The sequence below is a fragment of the Streptococcus gwangjuense genome, from assembly GCF_003627155.1.
GTDB lineage: Bacteria > Bacillota > Bacilli > Lactobacillales > Streptococcaceae > Streptococcus > Streptococcus gwangjuensis.
The window spans coordinates 1,198,518-1,224,126 of sequence record NZ_CP032621.1; the positions used below are offsets into that span (position 1 = coordinate 1,198,518).

Consider the following 25,609-nt stretch of genomic DNA (forward strand, 5'->3'; position numbering starts at 1 on the left):
TTGTCTAGAGTTTTGTTTTGATTTTATTCATCTCGTTTTGCTTTTCCAACTAAACTGAATCCAGCAATTAAGCCAAGTACTCCTAGAGCTTGAGCCATACCAGAAGAGTGACCTGCAGTTTTTGGAAGGTCTTTTTCTCCATCTTTTGGAGCTGGGGTTGGCGTTGGAACTGCTGACGGCACTTTTGGAGCTGGAGCTGGCGTTGGAACCGGAGTTGGCGTAACTTGTGGAATTGGTTGAACATTTCTATAAGTTACAGTTACAACTTGATTATCCGTTTCTGCTGTAATTCCTTGAACCGAATCTACTTTAGCAAGATCAGGTTTGTAGCCTGCAATGGTTGGAGACACCACTTCTTCAAAACTTGTCACTCCATCTTCAGAAACCCAAGATGTACTTGTAGTCTTACCTGTTACATTATCGATACTCAGCATACGTGAAAAGCTTACTTGTTCATGATGATCTTCACTTGCTTTTGTACCATCTGCAAATACATAATGAATCGTTCTTTCCACAACTTTTGGAGTGTCTTTTTTAACAGTGATTTTATGTTTCAATAGAACTGTATATTCTTGAACTTTTGTTTCATCTGTATCAAAAGTTGCATCTGCAGGGAAACCATCTTCCTGTAATAAGTACCCTTTTTCAAGCAACGATTTCAAAACAGTTTCTGTCGTATAGGCAATCTTTTCTCCTGATTTACCAGTAATATTGTCTGTATGAACGACTTCATTCTTGTTATCAACATCTATGTAACGAACAACTGCAACTTGTTCTGTCTTGACGTAAGTTACCTTTGTATCTTCACCTGGATTTTCAGGTGTAACACTTGTACGCTCTGGTTTGTAGCCTACAATTTCAGGTACTGCTGTTTCTCCAGCTTTACGAGGATCATTTGCATCATTCAGGTATTGGGGTTGAGGAGCATTTGCAATTACATTTCCAGAAGCATCTACTGGAATGATTTTACCCAAAACTTTATATGTAACTGTATCTGTTGCTTTTGGTAAATCTGGCGTAACTGTCTTGCCACCAGCTTCTGCTTTATCAGCAAAATACCCTGTCACAACTGGTACTTTAACTGTTCCATAGGTATGGTTCTTGTTTTCCCAAGTCGTTTCTTTAGTTGCTTCATTATATGATCCCTTGAAGATAAAATCATTTTGCACATTATCTTTAGGAGTTGCAGAACCTGCACCAGCAAAGCTTACCGTTTGGTTTGTTTCCTTAGATACTGGATCAATAATTTCATTATATGTTACAAAGGTATCTTTTCCGATGCGATCAGGATCAGATTCATCATTTGGTTCGATTGTCTTGTCAACAATATTATATCCCCAAACAGTTGGTTGCGTATTATTTAATACATGGAATTTTGGAGCCGCAGGAATTTTTGTTTCCGCTGCTTTTGTTGCATCGTTTGGATCATTATCATAGTACTTATAGAGAGCGTCTTCAATGTTTTGTACAACCTCTCCTTGTTCATTGATATATTGTCCTTTATTATTGACTGCTACAATACGTCCCATTTCTTTCAAGTCAACATTAACTTCTGTATCTTGAGGAGAATTTGGGTTAACCTCCATCGTTCCTACTTTATTCACAGTAGCATAGAATTTTGGTGTAATAGGAGTTCGTACTGCTTTGAACACTGCATTAACAGATGAATCAGCTTCTGAATTAGTTGAACTATCTGGCTCTGCTACAGTGGCACGTTTACCTCTTGATGAACGACGTACTGAACGCTCACCATTTTCTGTCACAGTTAAGCCTAATGGAGACTCTTGAGAATTAGTAACTTGTGGAGATAAAGCTAGTCTTACACTAGATGATCTTACAACTCTTGTTACACTGTTATTTGCTACTGTAGGAGTTGTAGCTGATGGTTGAGATGCTACTGGAGCTACAACATCTTGGTTTTTAATACCAGTAATCTTCCATTGTTCATAATTGATATCACCAGAAACCAAATTCACAAGAGCATTTCTTTCATAGCTGATATGTTGATCAATCGTTCCATATGCAGCTTTTCCATTTTTAAGGTAACGGAAGTTGATACGACGAGTTATTGTTTGAGTCAATTTCTCCATTCTCTCGACAGTACGTGGCCAATTTGGTGTATTTGGTTGTCCTGGATTGACTGGGGTGTTTGGTTGTGGTTTAGGATCTTTCGGTGTTACACGTTCGACACGTTCTGAAAGGGTTACAGTGTAGACTTGGTCACGTGCTGTATCGTAGTCATAAACCTTAGCACCACCCGCTGTGAATTCATCGCTAACAAGGTTGTAGCCTTGTTTCTTGAATTCATTGATTTGACTTATTGTGCTGTAGGCAATGGCTTCTCCTGACTTACCTGTCACTTCATCTGTTGTGAGAACACGGTTACCGTTAGTGCTTACGTAACGGATAATAGCTTTTTGAGCATCCTTACGGTAAGTAACTGTTTCAACACGGTCTTGGTCTTTAGCCTTCACTCCGCTTACAGCTGGAATTTCTGATTTATCCGCTGTGTATCCTGCGATATTTGGAGAGACCACTTTATCAAACGTATCATCATTGGTTGTCCAGTCTTGGAAGAAAATCTGACCAGTCACTAGGTTAATACGACTCCAACGTTTGAAGTTCAGTGTTTCAACTACATCATCCTTAGCCTTGCTTCCGTCTTCATAAACATAATGGATGGTACGGCTAACACTTTCCTTGTTATCCAAATCATGGACACTAGCTGGCCAACGTGGGCTATCTGGTTGTCCTGGATTGACTGGTGTGTTTGGTTGTGGAGTTGGGTTATCTGGGTTAACTGGTTCGACACGTTCTGAAAGGGTTACAGTGTAGACTTGGTCACGTGCTGTATCGTAGTCATAAACCTTAGCACCACCTGCTGTGAATTCATCGCTAACAAGGTTGTAGCCTTGTTTCTTGAATTCTGTGATTTGACTTATTGTGCTGTAGGCAATGGCTTCACCTGACTTACCTGTCACTTCATCTGTTGTGAGAACACGGTTACCGTTAGTGCTTACGTAACGGATAATAGCTTTTTGAGCATCCTTACGGTAAGTAACTGTTTCAACACGGTCTTGGTCTTTCGCTTGAACTCCGCTTACAGCTGGGATTTCTGATTTATCCGCTGTGTAACCTGCGATAGTTGGAGAGACCACTTTATCAAACGTATCATCATTAGTTGTCCAGTCTTGGAAGTCAATATGACCTGTTACCAAGTTGACATTGCTCCAACGTTTGAAGTTCAGTGTTTCAACTACATCATCCTTAGCCTTGCTTCCATCTTCGTAAACGTAATGGATGGTACGGCTAACACTTTCCTTGTTATCCAAGTTTTCAACGGTTCCTGGCCAACGTGGGCTATCTGGTTGTCCTGGATTAACTGGTGTGTTTGGTTGTGGAGTTGGGTTATCTGGGTTAACTGGTTCAACACGTTCTGAAAGGGTTACAGTGTAGACTTGGTCACGTGCTGTATCGTAGTCATAAACCTTCGCACCACCCGCTGTGAATTCATCGCTAACAAGCTTATAGCCTTGTTTCTTGAATTCTGTGATTTGACTTGTTGTGCTGTAGGCAATGGCTTCACCTGACTTACCTGTCACTTCATCTGTTGTAAGAACACGGTTACCGTTAGTGCTTACGTAACGGATAACAGCTTTTTGAGCATCCTTACGGTAAGTAACTGTTTCAACACGGTCTTGGTCTTTAGCCTTCACTCCGCTTACAGCTGGAATTTCTGATTTATCCGCTGTGTAACCTGCGATAGTTGGAGAGACCACTTTATCAAACGTATCATCATTAGTTGTCCAGTCTTGGAAGTCAATATGACCTGTTACCAAGTTGACATTGCTCCAACGTTTGAAGTTCAGTGTTTCAACTACATCATCCTTAGCCTTGCTTCCATCTTCGTAAACGTAATGGATGGTACGGCTAACACTTTCCTTGTTATCCAAGTTTTCAACGGTTCCTGGCCAACGTGGGCTATCTGGTTGTCCTGGATTAACTGGTGTGTTTGGTTGTGGAGTTGGGTTATCTGGGTTAACTGGTTCAACACGTTCTGAAAGGGTTACAGTGTAGACTTGGTCACGTGCTGTATCGTAGTCATAAACCTTCGCACCACCCGCTGTGAATTCATCGCTAACAAGCTTATAGCCTTGTTTCTTGAATTCTGTGATTTGACTTGTTGTGCTGTAGGCAATGGCTTCACCTGACTTACCTGTCACTTCATCTGTTGTAAGAACACGGTTACCGTTAGTGCTTACGTAACGGATAACAGCTTTTTGAGCATCCTTACGGTAAGTAACTGTTTCAACACGGTCTTGGTCTTTAGCCTTCACTCCGCTTACAGCTGGAATTTCTGATTTATCCGCTGTGTAACCTGCGATAGTTGGAGAGACCACTTTATCAAACGTATCATCATTGGTTGTCCAGTCTTGGAAGTCAATATGACCAGTCACTAGGTTAATACGACTCCAACGTTTGAAGTTCAGTGTTTCAACTACATCATCCTTAGCCTTACTTCCATCTTCGTAAACGTAATGGATGGTACGGCTAACACTTTCCTTGTTATCCAAGTTTTCAACGGTTCCTGGCCAACGTGGGCTATCTGGTTGTCCTGGATTAACTGGTGTGTTTGGTTGTGGAGTTGGGTTATCTGGGTTAACTGGTTCAACACGTTCTGAAAGGGTTACAGTGTAGACTTGGTCACGTGCTGTATCGTAGTCATAAACCTTAGCACCACCCGCTGTGAATTCATCGCTAACAAGGTTATAGCCTTGTTTCTTGAACTCTGTGATTTGACTTGTTGTGCTGTAGGCAATGGCTTCTCCTGACTTACCTGTTACTTCATCTGTTGTGAGAACACGGTTACCGTTAGTGCTTACGTAACGGATAACAGCTTTTTGAGCATCCTTACGGTAAGTAACTGTTTCAACACGGTCTTGGTCTTTAGCCTTCACTCCGCTTACAGCTGGAATTTCTGATTTATCCGCTGTGTATCCTGCGATATTTGGAGAGACCACTTTATCAAACGTATCATCATTGGTTGTCCAGTCTTGGAAGAAAATCTGACCAGTCACTAGGTTAATACGACTCCAACGTTTGAAGTTCAGTGTTTCAACTACATCATCCTTAGCCTTGCTTCCGTCTTCATAAACATAATGGATGGTACGGCTAACACTTTCCTTGTTATCCAAATCATGGACACTAGCTGGCCAACGTGGGCTATCTGGTTGTCCTGGATTGACTGGTGTGTTTGGTTGTGGAGTTGGGTTATCTGGGTTAACTGGTTCGACACGTTCTGAAAGGGTTACAGTGTAGACTTGGTCACGTGCTGTATCGTAGTCATAAACCTTAGCACCACCTGCTGTGAATTCATCGCTAACAAGGTTGTAGCCTTGTTTCTTGAATTCATTGATTTGACTTATTGTGCTGTAGGCAATGGCTTCACCTGACTTACCTGTCACTTCATCTGTTGTGAGAACACGGTTACCGTTAGTGCTTACGTAACGGATAATAGCTTTTTGAGCATCCTTACGGTAAGTAACTGTTTCAACACGGTCTTGGTCTTTCGCTTGAACTCCGCTTACAGCTGGGATTTCTGATTTATCCGCTGTGTAACCTGCGATATTTGGAGAGACCACTTTATCAAACGTATCATCATTAGTTGTCCAGTCTTGGAAGTCAATATGACCTGTTACCAAGTTGACATTGCTCCAACGTTTGAAGTTCAGTGTTTCAACTACATCATCCTTAGCCTTGCTTCCATCTTCGTAAACGTAATGGATGGTACGGCTAACACTTTCCTTGTTATCCAAGTTTTCAACGGTTCCTGGCCAACGTGGGCTATCTGGTTGTCCTGGATTAACTGGTGTGTTTGGTTGTGGAGTTGGGTTATCTGGGTTAACTGGTTCAACACGTTCTGAAAGGGTTACAGTGTAGACTTGGTCACGTGCTGTATCGTAGTCATAAACCTTCGCACCACCCGCTGTGAATTCATCGCTAACAAGCTTATAGCCTTGTTTCTTGAATTCTGTGATTTGACTTGTTGTGCTGTAGGCAATGGCTTCACCTGACTTACCTGTCACTTCATCTGTTGTAAGAACACGGTTACCGTTAGTGCTTACGTAACGGATAACAGCTTTTTGAGCATCCTTACGGTAAGTAACTGTTTCAACACGGTCTTGGTCTTTAGCCTTCACTCCGCTTACAGCTGGAATTTCTGATTTATCCGCTGTGTAACCTGCGATAGTTGGAGAGACCACTTTATCAAACGTATCATCATTGGTTGTCCAGTCTTGGAAGTCAATATGACCAGTCACTAGGTTAATACGACTCCAACGTTTGAAGTTCAGTGTTTCAACTACATCATCCTTAGCCTTACTTCCATCTTCGTAAACGTAATGGATGGTACGGCTAACACTTTCCTTGTTATCCAAGTTTTCAACGGTTCCTGGCCAACGTGGGCTATCTGGTTGTCCTGGATTAACTGGTGTGTTTGGTTGTGGAGTTGGGTTATCTGGGTTAACTGGTTCAACACGTTCTGAAAGGGTTACAGTGTAGACTTGGTCACGTGCTGTATCGTAGTCATAAACCTTAGCACCACCCGCTGTGAATTCATCGCTAACAAGGTTATAGCCTTGTTTCTTGAACTCTGTGATTTGACTTGTTGTGCTGTAGGCAATGGCTTCTCCTGACTTACCTGTTACTTCATCTGTTGTGAGAACACGGTTACCGTTAGTGCTTACGTAACGGATAACAGCTTTTTGAGCATCCTTACGGTAAGTAACTGTTTCAACACGGTCTTGGTCTTTAGCCTTCACTCCGCTTACAGCTGGAATTTCTGATTTATCCGCTGTGTATCCTGCGATATTTGGAGAGACCACTTTATCAAACGTATCATCATTGGTTGTCCAGTCTTGGAAGAAAATCTGACCAGTCACTAGGTTAATACGACTCCAACGTTTGAAGTTCAGTGTTTCAACTACATCATCCTTAGCCTTGCTTCCGTCTTCATAAACATAATGGATGGTACGGCTAACACTTTCCTTGTTATCCAAATCATGGACACTAGCTGGCCAACGTGGGCTATCTGGTTGTCCTGGATTGACTGGTGTGTTTGGTTGTGGAGTTGGGTTATCTGGGTTAACTGGTTCAACACGTTCTGAAAGGGTTACAGTGTAGACTTGGTCACGTGCTGTATCGTAGTCATAAACCTTAGCACCACCTGCTGTGAATTCATCGCTAACAAGGTTGTAGCCTTGTTTCTTGAATTCATTGATTTGACTTATTGTGCTGTAGGCAATGGCTTCACCTGACTTACCTGTCACTTCATCTGTTGTGAGAACACGGTTACCGTTAGTGCTTACGTAACGAATAACAGCTTTTTGAGCATCCTTACGGTAAGTGACTGTTTCAACACGGTCTTGGTCTTTAGCCTTCACTCCGCTTACAGCTGGAATTTCTGATTTATCCGCTGTGTAACCTGCGATAGTTGGAGAGACCACTTTATCAAACGTATCATCATTGGTTGTCCAGTCTTGGAAGTCAATATGACCAGTCACTAGGTTAATATGACTCCAACGTTTGAAGTTCAGTGTTTCAACTACATCATCCTTAGCCTTACTTCCATCTTCGTAAACGTAATGGATGGTACGGCTAACACTTTCCTTGTTATCCAAGTTTTCAACGGTTCCTGGCCAACGTGGGCTATCTGGTTGTCCTGGATTAACTGGTGTGTTTGGTTGTGGAGTTGGGTTATCTGGATTAACTGGTTCAACACGTTCTGAAAGGGTTACAGTGTAGACTTGGTCACGTGCTGTATCGTAGTCATAAACCTTCGCACCACCTGATGTGAATTCATCGCTAACAAGTTTATAGCCTTGTTTCTTGAATTCTGTGATTTGACTTGTTGTGCTGTAGGCAATGGCTTCACCTGACTTACCTGTCACTTCATCTGTTGTGAGAACACGGTTACCATTAGTACTTACATAACGGATAACAGCTTTTTGAACATCCTTACGGTAAGTAACTGTTTCAACGCGGTCTTGGTCTTTAGCCTTCACTCCACTTACAGCTGGGATTTCTGATTTATCCGCTGTGTAACCTGCGATAGTTGGAGAGACTACTTTATCAAACGTATCATCATTAGTTGTCCAGTCTTGGAAGAAAATTTGACCAGTCACTAGGTTAATACGACTCCAACGTTTGAAGTTCAGTGTTTCAACTACATCATCCTTAGCCTTACTTCCATCTTCGTAAACGTAATGGATGGTACGGCTAACACTTTCCTTGTTATCCAAGTTTTCAACGGTTCCTGGCCAACGTGGGCTATCTGGTTGTCCTGGATTAACTGGTGTGTTTGGTTGTGGAGTTGGGTTATCTGGATTAACTGGTTCAACACGTTCTGAAAGAGTTACAGTGTAGACTTGGTCACGTGCTGTATCGTAGTCATAAACCTTAGCACCACCCGCTGTGAATTCATCGCTAACAAGGTTATAGCCTTGTTTCTTGAATTCATTGATTTGACTTGTTGTGCTGTAGGCAATGGCTTCTCCTGACTTACCTGTTACTTCATCTGTTGTGAGAACACGGTTACCGTTAGTGCTTACGTAACGGATGACAGCTTTTTGATTTTCTTTTTCAATGACTACATTAGAGTCTTTACCAACAGCATCTAAATCATTATCGTCGTTTGGATCAATAGTTTTTGTTTCTGCATCATATCCACGAATAGATTGATTGTCACTAATTTTCCAACCAACTGGTGCATTAGGAATTTCAGTTACATCTGCTCTTGTTGTGTCATTAAAATCATTTTTGTATTGTCTACGGACAGCCGCTTCTTTATTTTCTACTACTTCACCATTTGAATTGATGTAATGTCCATCTTTGTCGACTAAATTGATATAACCTAAGTCTTTATACCAAACGTTGACAACTGTTTCATTTATATAGTCTGGGTTAACTGTTAACTCATCAACACTCTTGGCATCTGCGTAGAAACCTGGATTAACTGGGGTCATAACTTTCTTGAAGGTATAATCCAAATCTCCGATAGCACGTTTCCGACGACGCGAACTACCTTGTGCGGCATGAGCCTCAATAGCACTCTTTAATCTTAAGCGTGCTTCTTGATCTAACGGAATATTCCACCCGCCTTTTTTATTTGCCTTTGCATCTTCAACTCGAAGCCCCTTTACAGGTTTTAAGGCAATTTTATCTTTTTCTTCTGACTCTTTGTCTACTTCAGAAGTTTGTTCAGCTACTTTTGATTCTGCATTTTTCTTTTCAGCAGATTCAATTTTGCTCACTACTTCAGTTTTATCAATAACTTTAGTCGTAGTCGCCCCTCTAAGTTCCAAAGCAATAACTGCAGCCTGAAGTTCAGACTCTGCTTGAGATAATTCTGATTCTGTCACATCTGCTTTATTTAGTAATTCTTTAGCAGATTGTATACTAGATTGAAGACGCTTTACACTTTCTTCAGTGTACAGTTTAATCTCCAATTTTTCTGCGCGCAAAAGGGCCGCTGATAATTTTGACTTATCAACAGCATTTTTAGAAGATACTTCTTCTCTCTGAATTTTAGCTTCTTCAACTTTTTCTGCTGGTGCTTTAGCATCTTCAGATTTAGCTGGAGTTACTTCTACTGGATTAGCAACCGTTGGAGCTGCGTAGGTCGTTTCTTTCTTAACTGTAGAAACTTCTGCTGGTTTGGTAGCTTCTTCTACCTTATCGACAGAAACACTGTTAGTAGCTTCTGGGGTATGTTCCTCTGCTTGTACTGCTTGCGCATTGGCAGCGGTTCCTAAGACCAAGGCTGTTCCGAGCAAAACACTCGCTGCACCAAAGTGATATTTCCGAATGGAGTATCTTTGTTGCAAGCTATACCAGTCAAATGATTTTTTATGTGAATGTTTCATTGTGAACTCCTAGATAGTATTTTATAGTTCTCACTCTACAACTATTTGATATATAAATCAATATTTTCTAATCAATTAATATATTTTTTTTTTGTATCTAAAAGCCACTTATATTATTCTAATTTTTCTGTTTAATCTAGACACTTTTTCTACTACAACATTTTTGTACACTTTAGACGATAATATGATATAATGAATTAAGGAGGAAATTACCTACATGCGCAACCTTTTATCCACAAAAAATCAAAGACAACTACGTTTAATGGAGATCTTAATCCAGAATCGTAATTGGATGAAATTACATGAACTTGCCGACAATTTAGGATGTACAGAACGAATTCTAAAAAATGATTTAAATGAATTACGTCTTGCCTTTCCATCTATTGACATCCAATCTTCTGTTAACGGAATCATGATAGATTTAGAAGTTAACACTAGTGTAGAAGATGTTTATCAATATTTTCTTGCTAATTCTCAATCTTTTCAATTACTAGAGTATATGTTCTTCAATGAGGGGCTACCTATTTATCGAACAATAGAAAATCTTCACTCTAGTAATGCCAACCTCTATCGATTGGGCAGAAATATTACAAAGGTTCTTTCATCTCAGTTTCAAATTGAATTATCTTTTACTCCATCCGAGATACGTGGAAATGAGATCGATATTCGTTACTTTTTTGCCCAATACTTCTCTGAGCGTTATTATTTCCTAGACTGGCCTTTCCCCGATATCCCTGAAGAGGACTTAACAGAATTTGCTGATTTCTTCTATAAAATCACAAATTATCCAATGCGATTTTCAATTTATAGAATGTATAAATTGATGTTAGCTATCAGTATTTACCGCATCAAAAATGGTCATTTCATCGACTTACCCAATCATTTTAACGAAGAATACTATCCTATTTTAGCGAGTATTCCAAACTTTGAGGAGATACTTGTCCATTTCTCTGAAAAATTGGGACTTGAAATCACTCCAGATATCATTGCTCAAATTTTTATTTCCTTTATTCAAAGTAACATTTTCTTAGATCCTCAAGAATTCTTCAACTCTATAGAAGAAAACCGTGAGGCAAGATACTCATACCAATTACTGAGTCAAATATTAGAACGCCTATCAAAACAATATAAGATTACTTTTACCAATCGCGATGAGCTTATTTGGCATATACACAACACTGCTTTCTTTGAAAGACAGGAAATATTTTCTACCCCAATCTTATTTGAACAAAAAGCATTGACGATTAAAAAATTCGAAGTTTACTTCCCAGAATTTATGGGAAGTGCGCGTCAAGAACTGACTCAATACCGTCAAGCGATTGGACAGCATGACCATCCTGAACAGTTGGAACACTTGATGTACACCATCTTAACCCATGCTGAAAACCTCTCTACTCAGTTGTTAGAAAATCGACCACCTATCAAGGTTTTGATTATCAGTAACTTTGACCACGCCCTATCACTTACTTTAAAGGATATGCTTACATACTATTGTAACAATCGATTCACCTTTGATACTTGGGATGAATTGGAAACAAGCCCTGAGATTTTAAATCAGACAGACTACGATATCATTGTGTCTAATTTCTATATTCCAGGAATTACCAAGAAGTTTATTTGCCGAAACCACCTCCAAATCATGGATTTGGTCAATCATCTTAACTGTTTATCAAATGAGATTCACATATCCAATACTTTATAAACTAGAAAAAAGTCAGCATGATTCTGCTGACTTTTTTCTTATATCTATTTTTTATACTTCCTTAACAAAAACCAATTCCTGTGGCTGGGACAGGTCTTCTCGGTAGTTAAATCCTGCAAAGCTTAAGCGACGAGCTTCTTCCACCGTTTGTACTTGATTTTCTATCAGCGCTGTCAGGAAGGCACCACGCGCTTTCTTGGAAATGGTTGAGTGAATCTTCAGCTGACCACCTCTATTCTCCATGAATTTGAAGGTCACCATTTTTTCTCTGATTTCCTTAGAAAATACAGTCTCAAACTCGGATGACAATAGAGAGAAAATCATTTCTTCCTGCTTCACAGCCTCATCATAGGCTTGCTTCCAATGGCTCTTCAAAATCTTACCAGCGACCTTTAATTTCATCAAAAAGTCCAAACGGTGAGGGGCTATGGGTGACAAGGCTGGTACGACTCCGTACAAAGCCGAAGTAATAAAGACATGATTTTCAAGATAGGCCTGTTCTGCATCGTTCAGTTTGTCTCGCTTAATGTGGCGGTACATAAGCCCATCAAATAGATTCAAGGCTGGGTAGTGTTGAGCAGCTTGCCTTTTCAAATCTTGGATATTTTGAAATTCTTCCGCCGCCTTCTCTGCTGATACCTTGTAAAAACTCTCCAATTGACTAGCAGAATAGAGAGCCAAGGCATCCAGCACAGCCTGACTTTCTAGTCTTAAAGGAGCAGCTTCGATACTTGGCAAATCTGTGTTCATTTCTTTCGCTGTTGGGATTAAAATTTTCATATTGATAGTGTAGCATATTTTTTAGCCACAACCAAGAAATTCATCTGAAAAACCTCGGTTTGACCGAGGTTTTTCTTACTGCACTTTAAATGTCTTGAGATAATTGTCTTTACCTACTTGACCTTCGAAGGTTTTACCATTTTCGAGGTAAGGGAGGTCATCAGATACAGAGGCCTTGACCTTGTAAATCTTGCCATCAACTTTAAAGAAGTAGACGGTATCACCCTTGATAACAGCTGATCTGAGGTCTGCTACCACACCCTTGATGCTTTCTATTGTTGCATTATCAATCTCAAGGTCGTTTTTATTAGCGTACTTACTGAGTAGCTCTTCCACTGTCGTAGCTACGATAACATTTTGGTACTCGACTGCGTCTACCAGGGCGTACTCTTTGACCAAGCCAGCATTGTCCTTCAAGCCCATGATGTATAGAGGCTTGTCATTGAGGTTGATGAGGATTGGGAAGGTTGCCTTGTAGGATTTCTCCTGAACAGCACCTTCGGCTGATTCACGGGCTGATTCTTCGGTCGCAGAAGCCAAACTATACTTCGTGATCTCTCCTGTTCGCATATTTTCAAGAATGAAACCAAGATTACTTTCATCTGCATTGGCTGATGTCACACCTGTGTAGAGGTAGATGTCATTGCCGATAGACAAATAATTATATCCCTTGGTAGTCTGGGTCACGTTTTTCTTGGAAATCATGGCATTCCAAAAACCATCCTTGTACTTACCGTTATAGTTGATTTGCTCAATAGTTTCCTCAGCTGGATAAACCCTGTCCACCCACTCTGGAACATCTGATAAGCTATATTCCTTGGTTTCTCCATTTGTGGCATCCAAGATAATGACTGAAACAGGACGGGGAACCGCAAGTCCAAATTGCTTTTGGTAAACTGTAGCCACATAGAAAGGATTGCCCTCATCGTCCACCTCAAAAGATGGAGTCTTGAAGATTTTAGTTGGGTACTTCAAGCGCAGGTGGCGTTTGACATCACGGTTAAAATACTCCGAGTCAGAATACTTGATTGGTGTCTTCAAGTCCACCAAATTCGCATTTCCAGTTACCATGTCCACCTTGATGTACTCACCGATTCCCTTGGCTTGATTGTTAAACCATTTGATAGGGTCTGCATATTCTAACGGTGTAACCCGATAAGGTTTCCCATCAATCGTCAGTTGGGTATAGGTGTCTGCCGCCACGTATTGCGATACCTTATCCGTTAGGGAACCCAAGTAGCGGTCACCAATTTTTTCAGCAGTGCTTCTATCTAGAATAGGAACCTTGCTGGTATCACTCTTAGGAAATTCAGTAAAGTCTTTTTCCGTAACTGTGACTACATTAGCATAATTTTTAGCCTGAAAAATGCTGGAGGTCACCAAGGAAACCAAAGCCGCCAAGAGAAGAATTCCTCCAATAGAAGCTAAAAGAATTTTCCCTAACCGATTGATTTTGAAATCCTCTAGATTTAAAGCATCTTCCGCCTTACCGTGGCGCACATGAACTGTTTTGACCAGGTTTATTCCCTTGCCAAAGCCAAATAAAATAGCCACAATTAGCAAATGCCCACAGAGGAAAAAGAGAAATTCCCAGCTGGTCAGATTAAGAGGTGGTAAAAAGATATACCAGGTCGTTGCGATAAAAAGCAGTTCAAAGACTATTCGTTTCATTTGCTTTCCTCCTAAATGATTCGTCCTTCCAAGTGATCCAGTTCATGCTGGCAAATCTGGGCTGGGAAGCCTGTCAAGGTAATGGTTTGTTCCTGCCACTTGCTGTCACGATAGGCAACCCTTATGGTTTCATAACGCTTAGTCGGTCTCACACCTGTCAAGGACAAACAGCCTTCTTCTGTCTCATAAGTTCCTTCAGAGGACAGGAGCACTGGGTTAAACATGACCACAGGAACCAAGCCAAGATTAAAGATAATCACGCGCTTCTGCACCCCAATCATATTGGCAGCCAGACCGACACAAGTCTCACGATTTGCTAAGAGTGTATCCTGCAAATCTCTGGCGAGATACAGATCATCCTGACTTGCCGGCTGAGATACCTGAGATAAAAACAAAATATCCTTCACAATTTTCTTTTCCACTTCTGCTCACTCCTCTTGCTTTTTACTATATTATAGCAATTATAGCACAAAAGACGGCAACTGCAAGCCCTTTCCCTCAAATGCAAAAAAAGCCATCCGAAGATGACTTTTTCTTTTTAAATCGCATTCTTATCAAAACCAAGTTTACGTTGGATAAATTTAACGATTTCGACGATGATAATCATTGAGAAGCTTCCAGCCATAACGATTCCCCATTGAGACAAGTCTAGTTTGGTTACGTGGAAGATACCTTCAAGCGGTTCTACGACGATGGTTGCCATAAGAAGGATGAAGGATACCAAGATGGACCAGTTAAAGGTCTTAGACTTGAATGGACCAACTGTCAAGATGGATTGGTAAACAGACTTGACATTGTAGGCATGGAAGAGCTGAATCAAACCAAGGGTTGCAAAGGCCATAGTAAGGGCATCCGCATGAATGGCATGATTGTCACCCACGTGAACTGGGTAAAGAAGAGCAAGACCATAAACACTCATAACAATAGCTGCTTGGAGTACACCTTGATAGATGATGGAACTCAAAACACCACCTGAGAAGAAGCTTGCCTTGCGTCCACGTGGTTTATGGTTCATGACACCAGGCTCAGCAGGTTCAACACCTAGAGCGATAGCTGGGAAAGTATCGGTTACCAAGTTGATCCACAAAAGATGAACTGGCTGCAAGACGTCCCAACCAAAGAGGGTTGATAGGAAGATAGTTAATACTTCAGCAGTATTAGCAGAAAGTAGATACTGAATAGTCTTTTGAATGTTTGAGAAGACCTTACGTCCTTCTTCCACTGCAACGATAATAGTCGCAAAGTTATCATCTGCAAGGATCATGTCAGATGCACCCTTAGAAACCTCTGTACCAGTGATTCCCATACCGATACCGATATCCGCTGTTTTCAGAGCTGGCGCATCATTGACACCATCACCTGTCATGGCAACGACCTTACCTTGTTTTTGCCATGCCTTGACAATACGAACCTTGTGTTCTGGAGAAACACGGGCATAAACAGAGTATTGGCCTACCACTTTTTCAAAGTCTTCATCTGACAGTTCATTGAGTTCAGCGCCAGTTAAAACGTGGCCTTCTGTATCATTTGCATCGATGATTCCCAAACGTTTGGCAATAGCTTCTGCAGTGTCTTGGTGGTCACCTGTAATCATAATTGGACGAATTCCAGCTTCCTTAGCCACACGAACAGCCTCAGCTGCCTCAGGACGTTCAGGGTCAATCATCCCAATCAAACCAGTAAAGATTAAATCATTTTCAAGCTCTTCAGAAGTCAGGTTTTCTGGAATGCTATCGATAATCTTATAGGCACCTGCAAGGACACGCAAGGCTTGGTGGGCCATTTCAGAGTTGTTTGTATGAATGAGGTTTGTAACCTTGTCATCAATCGGAGCAATATCCCCAGCCTTATCACGAAGGACACAACGTTTCAAGAGTTGGTCTGGCGCACCCTTGACCGCTACAAGAAATTTACCATCTGGCAACGGGTGAACTGTTGACATGAGCTTACGGTCAGAGTCAAATGGCAACTCAGCCACACGCGGATATTTCTCTAAAAATCCTTTAACATCATAACCCTTGTCCAAGGCATACTGGATAAAGGCTGTTTCAGTTGGGTCACCAATCAGGTTGCCTTCCACATCGATTTTCGTATCATTGGCCAAAACAACTGAACGAAGTAGTGGCATTTCAAGACCTAGTTCAATGTCATCAGCTGAGTCATGTAGAACCGCATCGTAAAAAACTTTTTCGACGGTCATCTTGTTCATGGTCAGTGTACCAGTCTTATCAGAAGCGATGATTTCTGTTGAACCAAGTGTTTCTACTGCTGGCAACTTACGAACGATAGAGTTTCGTTTAGCCAAAACTTGAGTACCAAGGGCAAGAACAATGGTTACGATTGCAGGAAGTCCTTCTGGGATGGCTGCAACGGCAAGCGCAACAGAGGTCATCAACTCACCAAGTGGATTTTTCCCTTGAATGAAGACACCCACTACAAAAGTAACAAGGGCAATAACCAAGATAGCATAGGTCAAGACCTTAGAAAGGTTGTTCAAGTTTTGTTTGAGTGGTGTATCAGTCTCATCCGCATCTTGGAGCATGCCAGCAATGTGACCGACTTCAGTGTACATACCTGTATTGACAACAACACCCATCCCACGACCATAGGTCACATTTGAGTTTTGGAAGGCCATATTGACACGGTCACCAATACCAGCATCTGTCGCAAGCTCGACTGTCAAGTCTTTTTCAACTGGCACAGACTCACCTGTCAAGGCTGCTTCTTCGATTTTAAGAGAATTAGCTTCTAGCAAACGTAGGTCCGCTGGTACCACATCACCTGCTTCAAGAGCAACAATATCTCCAGGCACCAATTCTTTTGAATCAATCTCTGCCATGTGGCCATCACGAAGAACGCGAGCAGCTGGACTTGACATAGATTTGAGGGCTTCGATGGCTTCTTCTGCTTTTCCTTCTTGGTAAACACCAAAGGCAGCGTTGATAATAACCACTGCTAGGATAATAATGGCATCTGCAATATCTTCCCCACCAGAGGTCACGACTGACAAGATAGCTGCCGCGACTAGGATGATAATCATCAAATCCTTAAATTGCTCGATGAATTTGACCAGGATTGATCGTTTCTCACCCTCTTCGAGTTCATTGTGGCCAAATTCGGCAAGGCGCTTTTCCGCCTCACTTGATGACAAACCTTGCTCGGTCGCATCCACAGCCTTCAAGACCTCTTCAGGACTTTGAGTATAAAACGCTTGGCGTTTTTGTTCTTTTGACATGTGTCTCCTCCTTGACATTGTGTGCAAAACAGGCTCTCTTTTTCTTATCGTATCTTTTCACGACAAACAAAAAGAGACCTGTTAATCATAACAAGTCTCGCTATTTAAGATAGTGCCGGAAAACATACTTTTCAGTATAAAATTCGGAATGACGACACTATCACAGGTTTCTGCCAGCTACTCCCTTGAGTAGTACTATTATACCAAATTTTGAAAAATTTTCAAAGAGTAAAAAATGCCTTATTTGAATTTTCCCTTGAAAACCAGTATAATGGTAGAATGCTATGTGACTAGAAAGGAAGTTGAATGAAGCAATCTATTTCAAATCTCAAGTTGGCGGAACGTGGTGCCATTATCAGCATTTCGACCTACCTGCTCTTGTCTGCAGCCAAATTGGCTACTGGCCATCTTCTTCATTCATCCAGTTTGGTGGCCGATGGTTTTAACAACGTCTCGGATATCATTGGAAATGTGGCTCTATTGATTGGGATTCGGATGGCACGCCAGCCTGCAGACCGTGACCACCGTTTTGGTCACTGGAAGATTGAGGATTTGGCAAGCTTAATCACTTCCATCATTATGTTTTATGTTGGCTTTGATGTGCTGAGGGATACCATTCAAAAGATTCTCAGCCGGGAAGAAACGGTCATTGATCCTCTGGGCGCAACTCTGGGAATCATTTCTGCAGCGATTATGTTTGTGGTCTATCTCTACAATACTCGCCTCAGTAAGAAATCCAACTCCAAGGCACTGAAGGCAGCTGCTAAGGACAATCTTTCTGATGCTGTTACATCACTTGGTACGACCATTGCCATCCTAGCTAGCAGTTTCAATTATCCGATTGTGGACAAACTGGTTGCCATTATCATCACTTTCTTTATCTTGAAAACTGCCTATGATATCTTTATCGAATCTTCCTTTAGCCTTTCAGATGGTTTCGACGACCGTCTGCTTGAGGATTATCAAAAGGCTATCATGGAAATTCCCAAGATTAGCAAGGTTAAGTCCCAAAGAGGTCGCACCTACGGTAGCAATATTTACCTGGATATCACGCTGGAGATGAACCCTGACCTGTCTGTTTTTGAAAGCCACGAGATTGCGGATCAAGTCGAGTCTATGCTGGAAGAACGTTTTGGAGTCTTTGATACCGATGTCCATATCGAGCCAGCACCTATACCTGAGGATGAGATTTTAGACAATGTCTATAAAAAATTGCTGATGCGCGAACAATTGATTGACCAAGGAAATCAACTGGAAGAACTCTTGGCTGACGATTTTGTCTATATTCGGCAAGATGGAGAGCAGATGAATAAGGAGGCCTATAAGGCTGAAAAAGAATTGAACTCTGCTATCAAGGATATTCAGATTACTTCCATCAGTCAAAAGACCAAACTCATCTGCTATGAGTTAGATGGTATCGTCCATACCAGTATCTGGCGCCGTCACGAAACTTGGCAAAATATCTTTCATCAAGAAACCAAAAAAGAATAGAGAAATCCTGTCATGAGACGGGATTTTTCTATTCTTCTAGCTATCAAATTCACTTAGATACTCATAACGTTCGTATTTTTCAAGGAGTGCTTCGTTTTTCTCATCCAGTTCTTTTTGGAGAGTCGCTAGCTTGCCAAAGTCAGAGCCGTTAGCCTGCATTTCCTCTTCAATAGCAGCGATACGATTTTCCAAAGCTTCAATATCACCTTCAATGCTCGCCCACTCCTGCTTTTCTTGGTAGGTCATGCGTTTCTTGTCTTCACGGACCTTGACCACTTTTTCCTTTTCGGCCTTTTGCACTTGATTGACTATATCTGTTTCAAAGGCTTTTTCATCAAGGTAGTCAGTATAATGACCAAAGAAAGGACGAATTTTACCATCCTCAAATGCGAGAATCTTGGTCGCTACCTTATCCAAGAAATAGCGGTCGTGACTAACAGTCAAGACAGGACCTGCAAAGCCTTGCAAAAAATTCTCCAAAACTGTCAAAGTTGCAATATCTAGGTCATTTGTCGGTTCGTCCAAGAGAAGAACATTTGGTTTTTCCAAAAGCAATTTGAGGAGATAAAGACGCTTTTTCTCTCCACCTGACAATTTCTCAATTAAGGTTCCATGCGTCGAACGTGGGAAAAGAAACTGCTCCAGCAACTCTGCAATCGAAGTCGTAGAACCACCGCTGGTCTTGACCTCTTCTGCCAATTCCTGCAAATAATTGATCACTCGCTTGCTTTCATCCAAGCCCTCAATTTGTTGAGAGAAGTAGGCAATGCGAACGGTTTCTCCAATCATAACTTTCCCTGCTGTCGGCTCAAGACTTCCTGCAATCAGGTTGAGTAGGGTTGATTTTCCAACACCGTTGTCTCCAACAATTCCGATACGGTCTTTGGCCTGCACCAAGAGATTAAAATCTTGCAAAATAGGCTTGTTTTCATAGGCAAAGGAAACATTCTGAAACTCGATAACTTTTTTCCCAATCCGACTGGTTTCAAAGTTCATGGTCAAATCTGTCTCAGCAACGCTGCCTGAAACTTCTTTCTTCAGGTCATGAAAACGATTGATACGAGCCTGCTGCTTGGTCGCACGCGCCTGCGGTTGTCTGCGCATCCAGGCCAATTCTTGTTTGTAGAGTTGTTCTTTTTTGTGAAGAAGAGCCGCGTCGCGCTCATCCTGTTCTGCCTTTAGGCGAACATAGTCCTGATAATTGCCCTGATATTCGGTCAAGCCTGCGCGATCCAATTCGAAAATCCGAGTTGACAAAGCGTCTAGGAAATAACGGTCGTGGGTAATAAAAAGGACTGTCTTCTTGGAATTTTTTAAAAAGAGGGTCAGCCACTCAATAGTCGCAATATCTAAATGGTTGGTCGGCTCATCCAGCAGCAAGAGGTCGTGGTTGCCAAGAAGAACTTGCGCTAACTGTACCCTTCTTCTCAGACCACCTGACAATTCCCCAACAGGAGTAGATAAGTCCTGAATACCCAACTTGCTGAGAACCGTCTTGACCTGACTCTCAATTTCCCAAGCTTGGAGAGAGTCCATCTCAGCCATGACCCGTTCCAAACGCGCCTGCTTGTCCTCACTGTAGTTGAGCATGAGGAGTTCATACTCACGAATCAACTGGATTTCCTTAAGGTCGCTGGAAAGAACCGTATCCAGGACCGTCTTGCTATCATCAAAATCAGGATCCTGGGTCAAGTAACCAATCTGGTAATCATTTTTAGCTGAAAAAGGACTGACATCCCCATCAAAGCCAGAAACACCAGAAAGAACATCTAAAAGGGTGGTCTTCCCTGTTCCATTGACACCAATCAGACCAATTCTATCTAGGTCATGGATGATAAAGGAAATATCCTTAAAAACGGTCTTGTCACCGACGGATTTACTTAGTTTTTCAACGATAAAATCACTCATTTTTTCTCCCTTAGATAAGCATGGATGGCTTGACGGTCATTTTCCAATTCTCCATCGACAATGGCATATTCAATCTCTGTTAAAATCTCTCCCAAGTCTGGCCCTGGTTGATAGCCATATTCCTTGATTAAAATACCGCCATTGATCTGAATTTCTTTCTTATCATGAATGGTCAAACTCTGGTAGGTTTCTGTGACGGCTTGTGGATTAACTTCTTTTCCTTGAGCCTGACGAAGATTTTCAGCTTGTAAAAGCAAATCCAATTCAAAGCGGTAACAATCGCGTTTGCTCAATTCTCCCTTTTCACGCAGAGCCAAAATAGTCAGCAAATCCTGAACTTGCTTAACAAACTGGCGTGAGGTCTTCCAAGCTTTCAAAAATGGCTGCGCATTTTCAATCTCCAAAGCCCACAAAAGAGCTGCCCAGGCTTGTTCAGAAGATTCAAAGGTAAAATCGGTCTCTAACTCAAACAGTCTGTTGAGCTTGTCCTGACTAGCTACCATATCAGGGAGATAGTCATAAGCTTGACTCTCAATCATGGAAACCAAGCCCCTTCTCCAGAATGGAGCCAGCAAGAGTTTATCAAACTCAACAAAAGTACGCTCTACAGAAATTTTCTCCAAAAGTGGCGTCAAAGTCTTCATAGCTTTAAATGTTTCTGACTCAAGCTCAAAGCCAAGACTGGCCTGAAAACGGAAACCGCGCATAATCCGCAAAGCATCTTCGTTGAAACGCTCACTGGCCACTCCAACTGCTCGCAAGACTTGGTTTTCCAAATCCTCTAAACCATGAAACAAGTCAATGATTTCCCCTGTCTCGTCCAAAGCAAAGGCGTTGACTGTAAAATCACGGCGCTTGAGGTCTTCCTCTAGCGAACGCACAAAGGAAACCGCGCTGGGTCTGCGATAGTCCACATAAACATCTTCTGTCCGAAAGGTGGTTACCTCATACTCCTCATCCCCATCTAAGACCAAGACAGTTCCATGCTCGATTCCGATATCGGCTGTTCGAGGAAAAATCTGCTTGGTCTCTTCTGGATAGGAAGATGTCGCAATATCTACATCGTGGATGGGACGATTGAGAAGGGCATCTCGAACAGAGCCTCCAACAAAATAGGCTTCAAAGCCTGCTTCTTTAATTTTTTCTAATACTGGTAAAGCCTTCTGAAATTCAGAAGGCATTTGCGTTAATCTCATAATAAGTGTTCTAATCCATAGACAAGCTCATGACGCTTGACAACTTCTTTAATTCCCAAATTCACCCCTGTCATGAAGGAGCTACGATCATAGGAGTCATGACGGAGGGTCAATCCTTCTCCTTGATTTCCAAAGATTACTTCCTGATGGGCTACCAAACCTGGCAAACGAACTGAGTGAATACGCATGCCATCAAAATCAGCACCACGGGCACCTGTAATCAATTCTTCCTCATCAGGCGCACCTTGCTGGGTAGACTCTCGAACTTCTGCCATTAACTCAGCTGTTTTAATAGCTGTTCCACTCGGGGCATCCTTTTTCTTATCATGATGGAGCTCGATAATCTCCACATTTGGGAAATATTTAGCAGCCTGCCTTGCAAATTGCATGAGTAAAACAGCACCCAAGGCAAAATTTGGAGCGATCAAACCACCCAAATTTTGTTTACGAGAAAATGCTTTTAGCTCTGCAATTTCTTCACTTGTGAAACCAGTCGTTCCAACTACTGGAGCAAAGCCATTTTCAAGAGCAAAGCGTGTATTTTCATAGGCAACAGCTGGTGTAGTAAAGTCTACCCAGACATCCGCTTCAAAATCGACCAAATCAGCCTTATCCTTGAAAACAGGAATTCCCTGCCATTCTGAATCAGACTCAAAAGGATCCAAAACTGCTACCAAGTCCAAGTCTGGATCAGCCAAGACCATCTGACAAGCAGCTTGGCCCATCTTTCCCTTAAAACCAGCAATAATTACTCGAATACTCATCTCTACTCCTGTCTAAGATACAAAGCCTGCAAGAACACAAAGTGAAAATAGGAGTTCTGATCAAGGAGTGCCTCCTCCTTGGAAGAACTATATTTTTCACACAGTGCTCAAGGCGTGTTCAATTGCTAAGATACAAAGGACCTTAGTTGCCCATGAAAAATATGGGATGGCGCTGACTTTCCATGAAAGCCAAGACAAGCATCTTTTTTCAAGAGGCAGGTAGTCCGGTTCAATTGCTATTTCTTAACTAGCCTAGAAACGCCAACTAAATCACTGGAATATAACCCAGAGCAATGCTTCCTGCTCCTAGGTGTGTCCCAATGACACTGCCAAATGTAGCAAGTGAAACATCCATACCTACTCCAGATTCAAGTAAGTGCTGACGTAATTCCTCAGCCTTTTCAGGTGCATTTCCGTGAATGACAATGATACGGTATTGGCCTGAAGCTGTGGCTTCCTTGATAATTTCAATTAAGCGTTTGGTTGCTTTCTTTTCAGTACGAACTTTTTCGTACACTTCAATCACACCTTGGTCATTGAAATAGAGGATTGGCTTAATGCTTAGCAGATTACCCAAAATAGCAGCTCCATTTGAAAGGCGTCCACCTTTAACCAAGTGGTCTAAGTCATCCACCATGATGAAAGCAGATGTGTGACTAATCTGAATAGCTAACTTATCTTGAATAATAACAAAGTCATCCCCTTGATCTCTCCAGTTAAAGACACTTTCAACCATGATACCCAGAGGAGCACTTGTAATCAAAGTGTCTGGGAAGGCAATAGTTAAGCCCTCATAATCATCGACCATATACTGGATATTTTGGTAAAAACCTGAAATTCCAGAAGATAGGAAAAGCCCCAAAGCATGGGTATAGCCTTGTTCTTTGAGCGAAGTTAGAATCTCATCTAACTTGGCAATACTTGGTTGACTGGTCTTAGGCAATTCAGAAGCCTGAGCCATTTTTTGGTAAAATTCCTCAGCAGTCAGATTGATGCCTTCAACATACTCCTCACCATCAATATTGACAGGAATATCCAAGACATACAAATCTTCTCTTTGCAAGGTATCTGCACTGAGATAGGCAGAGGAATCTGTGATAACAGCTAATTTCATATTAGAACTCCAAATTGATTCCTGGTAAGTCTAATGCAATTTCAGTTACTTCGTAAGTCAAACGGTTAAGCATGTTCAAACATGGACGGGCCAAAGTTTCAACTTCCTCTTGATTAAACTCACTTGGTTCATTTACAATACGACCTTCCACATGGTTAACTTGGGAAATCGTTCCACTGATAACAAATTTGTCAAAGACAATCATAAAACTTAAGACAACCACTAAAGATGTCACTTGATTTTCTTGGTCATGTTGGAGTAATTGGAAGTTCACATCCACCTTAGTTTCAGGAGCTCCATTTTCATTTTCCCATTCAAAATTACGCGCATCAAAATGATACTGACTAACAAATTCTTGTTCACGTTTAAGATTCATGTCTTTCTCCCTCGGCTACAATATTATAAGCTATTGTACCATAATTTTTTATTTTCATCTAGTTTTCTAGGATTTAGTCAATCCCGATTTCAGCTCGAACTACATCTGCGATGGTATCAACATAGTAGTCCACTTCTTCTGTTGTAGGAGCTTCTGCCATAACACGCAAGAGGGGCTCTGTTCCACTTGGGCGAACAAGGATACGGCCATTCCCGGCCATTTCAGCTTCCATCTTCTCGATGATAGCCTTGATAGCTGGAACTTCCATGGCTTTTTCCTTCATGGCATTTTCCACTCGGATATTGACTAATTTTTGTGGATAGATGGTTACTTCTGCTGCCAACTCTGACAAGCTCTTACCTGTTTCCTTCATGATTTTAGTCAATTGAACAGCAGATAATTGACCATCACCTGTAGTATTGTAATCCATCAAGATAACGTGACCAGACTGTTCACCACCAAGGTTGTAGCCTGATTTTCGCATTTCTTCCACAACATAGCGGTCGCCAACTGCAGTAACTGCCTTGTTAATACCTTCGCGATCCAAGGCCTTGTGGAAACCAAGGTTAGACATAACAGTTGTCACGATTGTATTTTGGGCTAATTGTCCTTTTTCAGAAAGGTATTTCCCGATGATGTACATGATCTTGTCACCATCAACGATATCACCATTTTCATCAACAGCAATCAAGCGGTCGCTATCCCCATCAAAGGCCAAACCGATAGCTGAACCACTTTCTTTGACCACTTCTTGAAGGGACTCTGGGTGAGTTGAACCAACATTAAGGTTAATATTAAGACCATCTGGTGTTTCCCCAATAACAGTCAATTGAGCGCCAAGGTCTGCAAAGATTTGACGGGCACTTGTAGAAGCTGCACCGTTTGCTGTGTCCAAGGCAACCTTCATTCCTTCAAGAGGAGTTCCAGTTGAAACAAGGTAGCCTTCATACTTACGCAAGCCTTCTGGATAATCTACCAAGGTTCCCAAGCCTTCTGCACTTGGACGAGGAAGAGTATCTTCCGTAGCGTCTAGCAAGGCTTCAATTTCTGCTTCTTTTTCATCGTCTAGTTTGAAGCCATCACCGCCAAAGAACTTAATTCCGTTATCAAGAGCTGGGTTGTGGCTAGCAGAAATCATGACACCGGCACTTGCCCCTTCAGTTTTAACCAAGTAAGCTACTGCTGGTGTTGCCAAAACGCCTAGTTTATATACGTGAATCCCCACAGACAGTAGACCTGCCACCAAGGCCGATTCTAGCATTTCTCCTGAAATACGTGTGTCACGCCCTACAAAGACTTTCGGTGCTTCCGTTTCATGTTGACTAAGAACATAGCCTCCAAAACGTCCCAACTTAAAGGCCAATTCTGGTGTTAGTTCTACGTTAGCTTCTCCACGGACTCCATCAGTCCCAAAATATTTACCCATTTTTATAAAATCCTTTTCCTATT

13 protein-coding genes are annotated in these 25,609 nt (G+C 41.7%); 2 read left to right on the forward strand and 11 right to left on the reverse strand.

Annotated elements, in window-relative coordinates:
• Positions 1-23 precede the first annotated feature (23 nt).
• Positions 24-9,923, reverse strand: a complete 9,900-nt coding sequence (locus tag D7D53_RS10085) for a mucin-binding protein (protein WP_120770417.1) — start codon at positions 9,921-9,923, stop codon at positions 24-26.
• Positions 9,924-10,140: 217 nt separating this feature from the next.
• On the opposite strand from D7D53_RS10085, the gene pclR reads away from it, so the two are divergent.
• Positions 10,141-11,625 carry a virulence transcriptional activator PclR gene (gene pclR, locus D7D53_RS05865; protein WP_020902505.1) on the forward strand — a complete coding sequence of 495 codons (1,485 nt, stop codon included), beginning with the start codon at positions 10,141-10,143 and terminating at the stop codon, positions 11,623-11,625.
• A 51-nt stretch (positions 11,626-11,676) separates the two neighbouring features.
• On the opposite strand, the gene yaaA is transcribed toward pclR, so the two are convergent.
• The 4 genes from yaaA to D7D53_RS05885 all read right to left on the reverse strand — a co-directional run bounded on the left by yaaA (position 11,677) and on the right by D7D53_RS05885 (position 17,311).
• A complete protein-coding gene (gene yaaA, locus D7D53_RS05870) occupies positions 11,677-12,405 on the reverse strand; it encodes a peroxide stress protein YaaA (RefSeq protein ID WP_120770418.1) in 729 nt (242 codons plus the stop codon).
• A 75-nt stretch (positions 12,406-12,480) separates the two neighbouring features.
• Complete coding sequence (locus D7D53_RS05875; protein WP_120770419.1) at positions 12,481-14,076, reverse strand: hypothetical protein; 1,596 nt, start codon at positions 14,074-14,076, stop codon at positions 12,481-12,483.
• Between the two features lie 11 nt (positions 14,077-14,087).
• Positions 14,088-14,498 (reverse strand): peptide deformylase, encoded by a 411-nt coding sequence (locus D7D53_RS05880; RefSeq protein ID WP_120770420.1) that lies wholly within the window; start codon positions 14,496-14,498, stop codon positions 14,088-14,090.
• A gap of 116 nt (positions 14,499-14,614) precedes the next feature.
• Positions 14,615-17,311, reverse strand: a complete 2,697-nt coding sequence (locus D7D53_RS05885) for a cation-translocating P-type ATPase (protein WP_120770421.1) — start codon at positions 17,309-17,311, stop codon at positions 14,615-14,617.
• Between the two features lie 306 nt (positions 17,312-17,617).
• Here D7D53_RS05885 and mntE point away from each other — a divergent pair, with 306 nt between their 5' ends.
• Entirely contained in the window at positions 17,618-18,802 is a 1,185-nt protein-coding gene (mntE, locus tag D7D53_RS05890; RefSeq protein WP_120770422.1) for a CDF family manganese efflux transporter MntE, read from the forward strand.
• A gap of 36 nt (positions 18,803-18,838) precedes the next feature.
• Here the strand turns inward: mntE and D7D53_RS05895 are convergent, their stop codons facing one another.
• From D7D53_RS05895 to glmM, 6 genes are all read right to left on the reverse strand, one after another.
• Positions 18,839-20,710 carry an ABC-F family ATP-binding cassette domain-containing protein gene (locus D7D53_RS05895; RefSeq protein WP_120770423.1) on the reverse strand — a complete coding sequence of 624 codons (1,872 nt, stop codon included), beginning with the start codon at positions 20,708-20,710 and terminating at the stop codon, positions 18,839-18,841.
• Positions 20,707-21,906, reverse strand: a complete 1,200-nt coding sequence (locus D7D53_RS05900) for a CCA tRNA nucleotidyltransferase (RefSeq protein WP_120770424.1) — start codon at positions 21,904-21,906, stop codon at positions 20,707-20,709. Before D7D53_RS05900 ends, D7D53_RS05895 begins: the two co-directional genes overlap by 4 nt.
• Complete coding sequence (dapB, locus tag D7D53_RS05905; RefSeq protein WP_120770425.1) at positions 21,903-22,670, reverse strand: 4-hydroxy-tetrahydrodipicolinate reductase; 768 nt, start codon at positions 22,668-22,670, stop codon at positions 21,903-21,905. Before dapB ends, D7D53_RS05900 begins: the two co-directional genes overlap by 4 nt.
• Positions 22,671-22,935: 265 nt before the next feature.
• Complete coding sequence (locus D7D53_RS05910; RefSeq protein ID WP_120770426.1) at positions 22,936-23,784, reverse strand: DegV family protein; 849 nt, start codon at positions 23,782-23,784, stop codon at positions 22,936-22,938.
• Between the two features lies 1 nt (position 23,785).
• Positions 23,786-24,160, reverse strand: coding sequence for a DUF1149 family protein (locus D7D53_RS05915; protein WP_049487011.1), 375 nt, complete (start codon positions 24,158-24,160; stop codon positions 23,786-23,788).
• Between the two features lie 73 nt (positions 24,161-24,233).
• Positions 24,234-25,586, reverse strand: a complete 1,353-nt coding sequence (gene glmM / locus D7D53_RS05920) for a phosphoglucosamine mutase (RefSeq protein ID WP_120770427.1) — start codon at positions 25,584-25,586, stop codon at positions 24,234-24,236.
• Between the last annotated feature and the right edge of the window lie 23 nt (positions 25,587-25,609).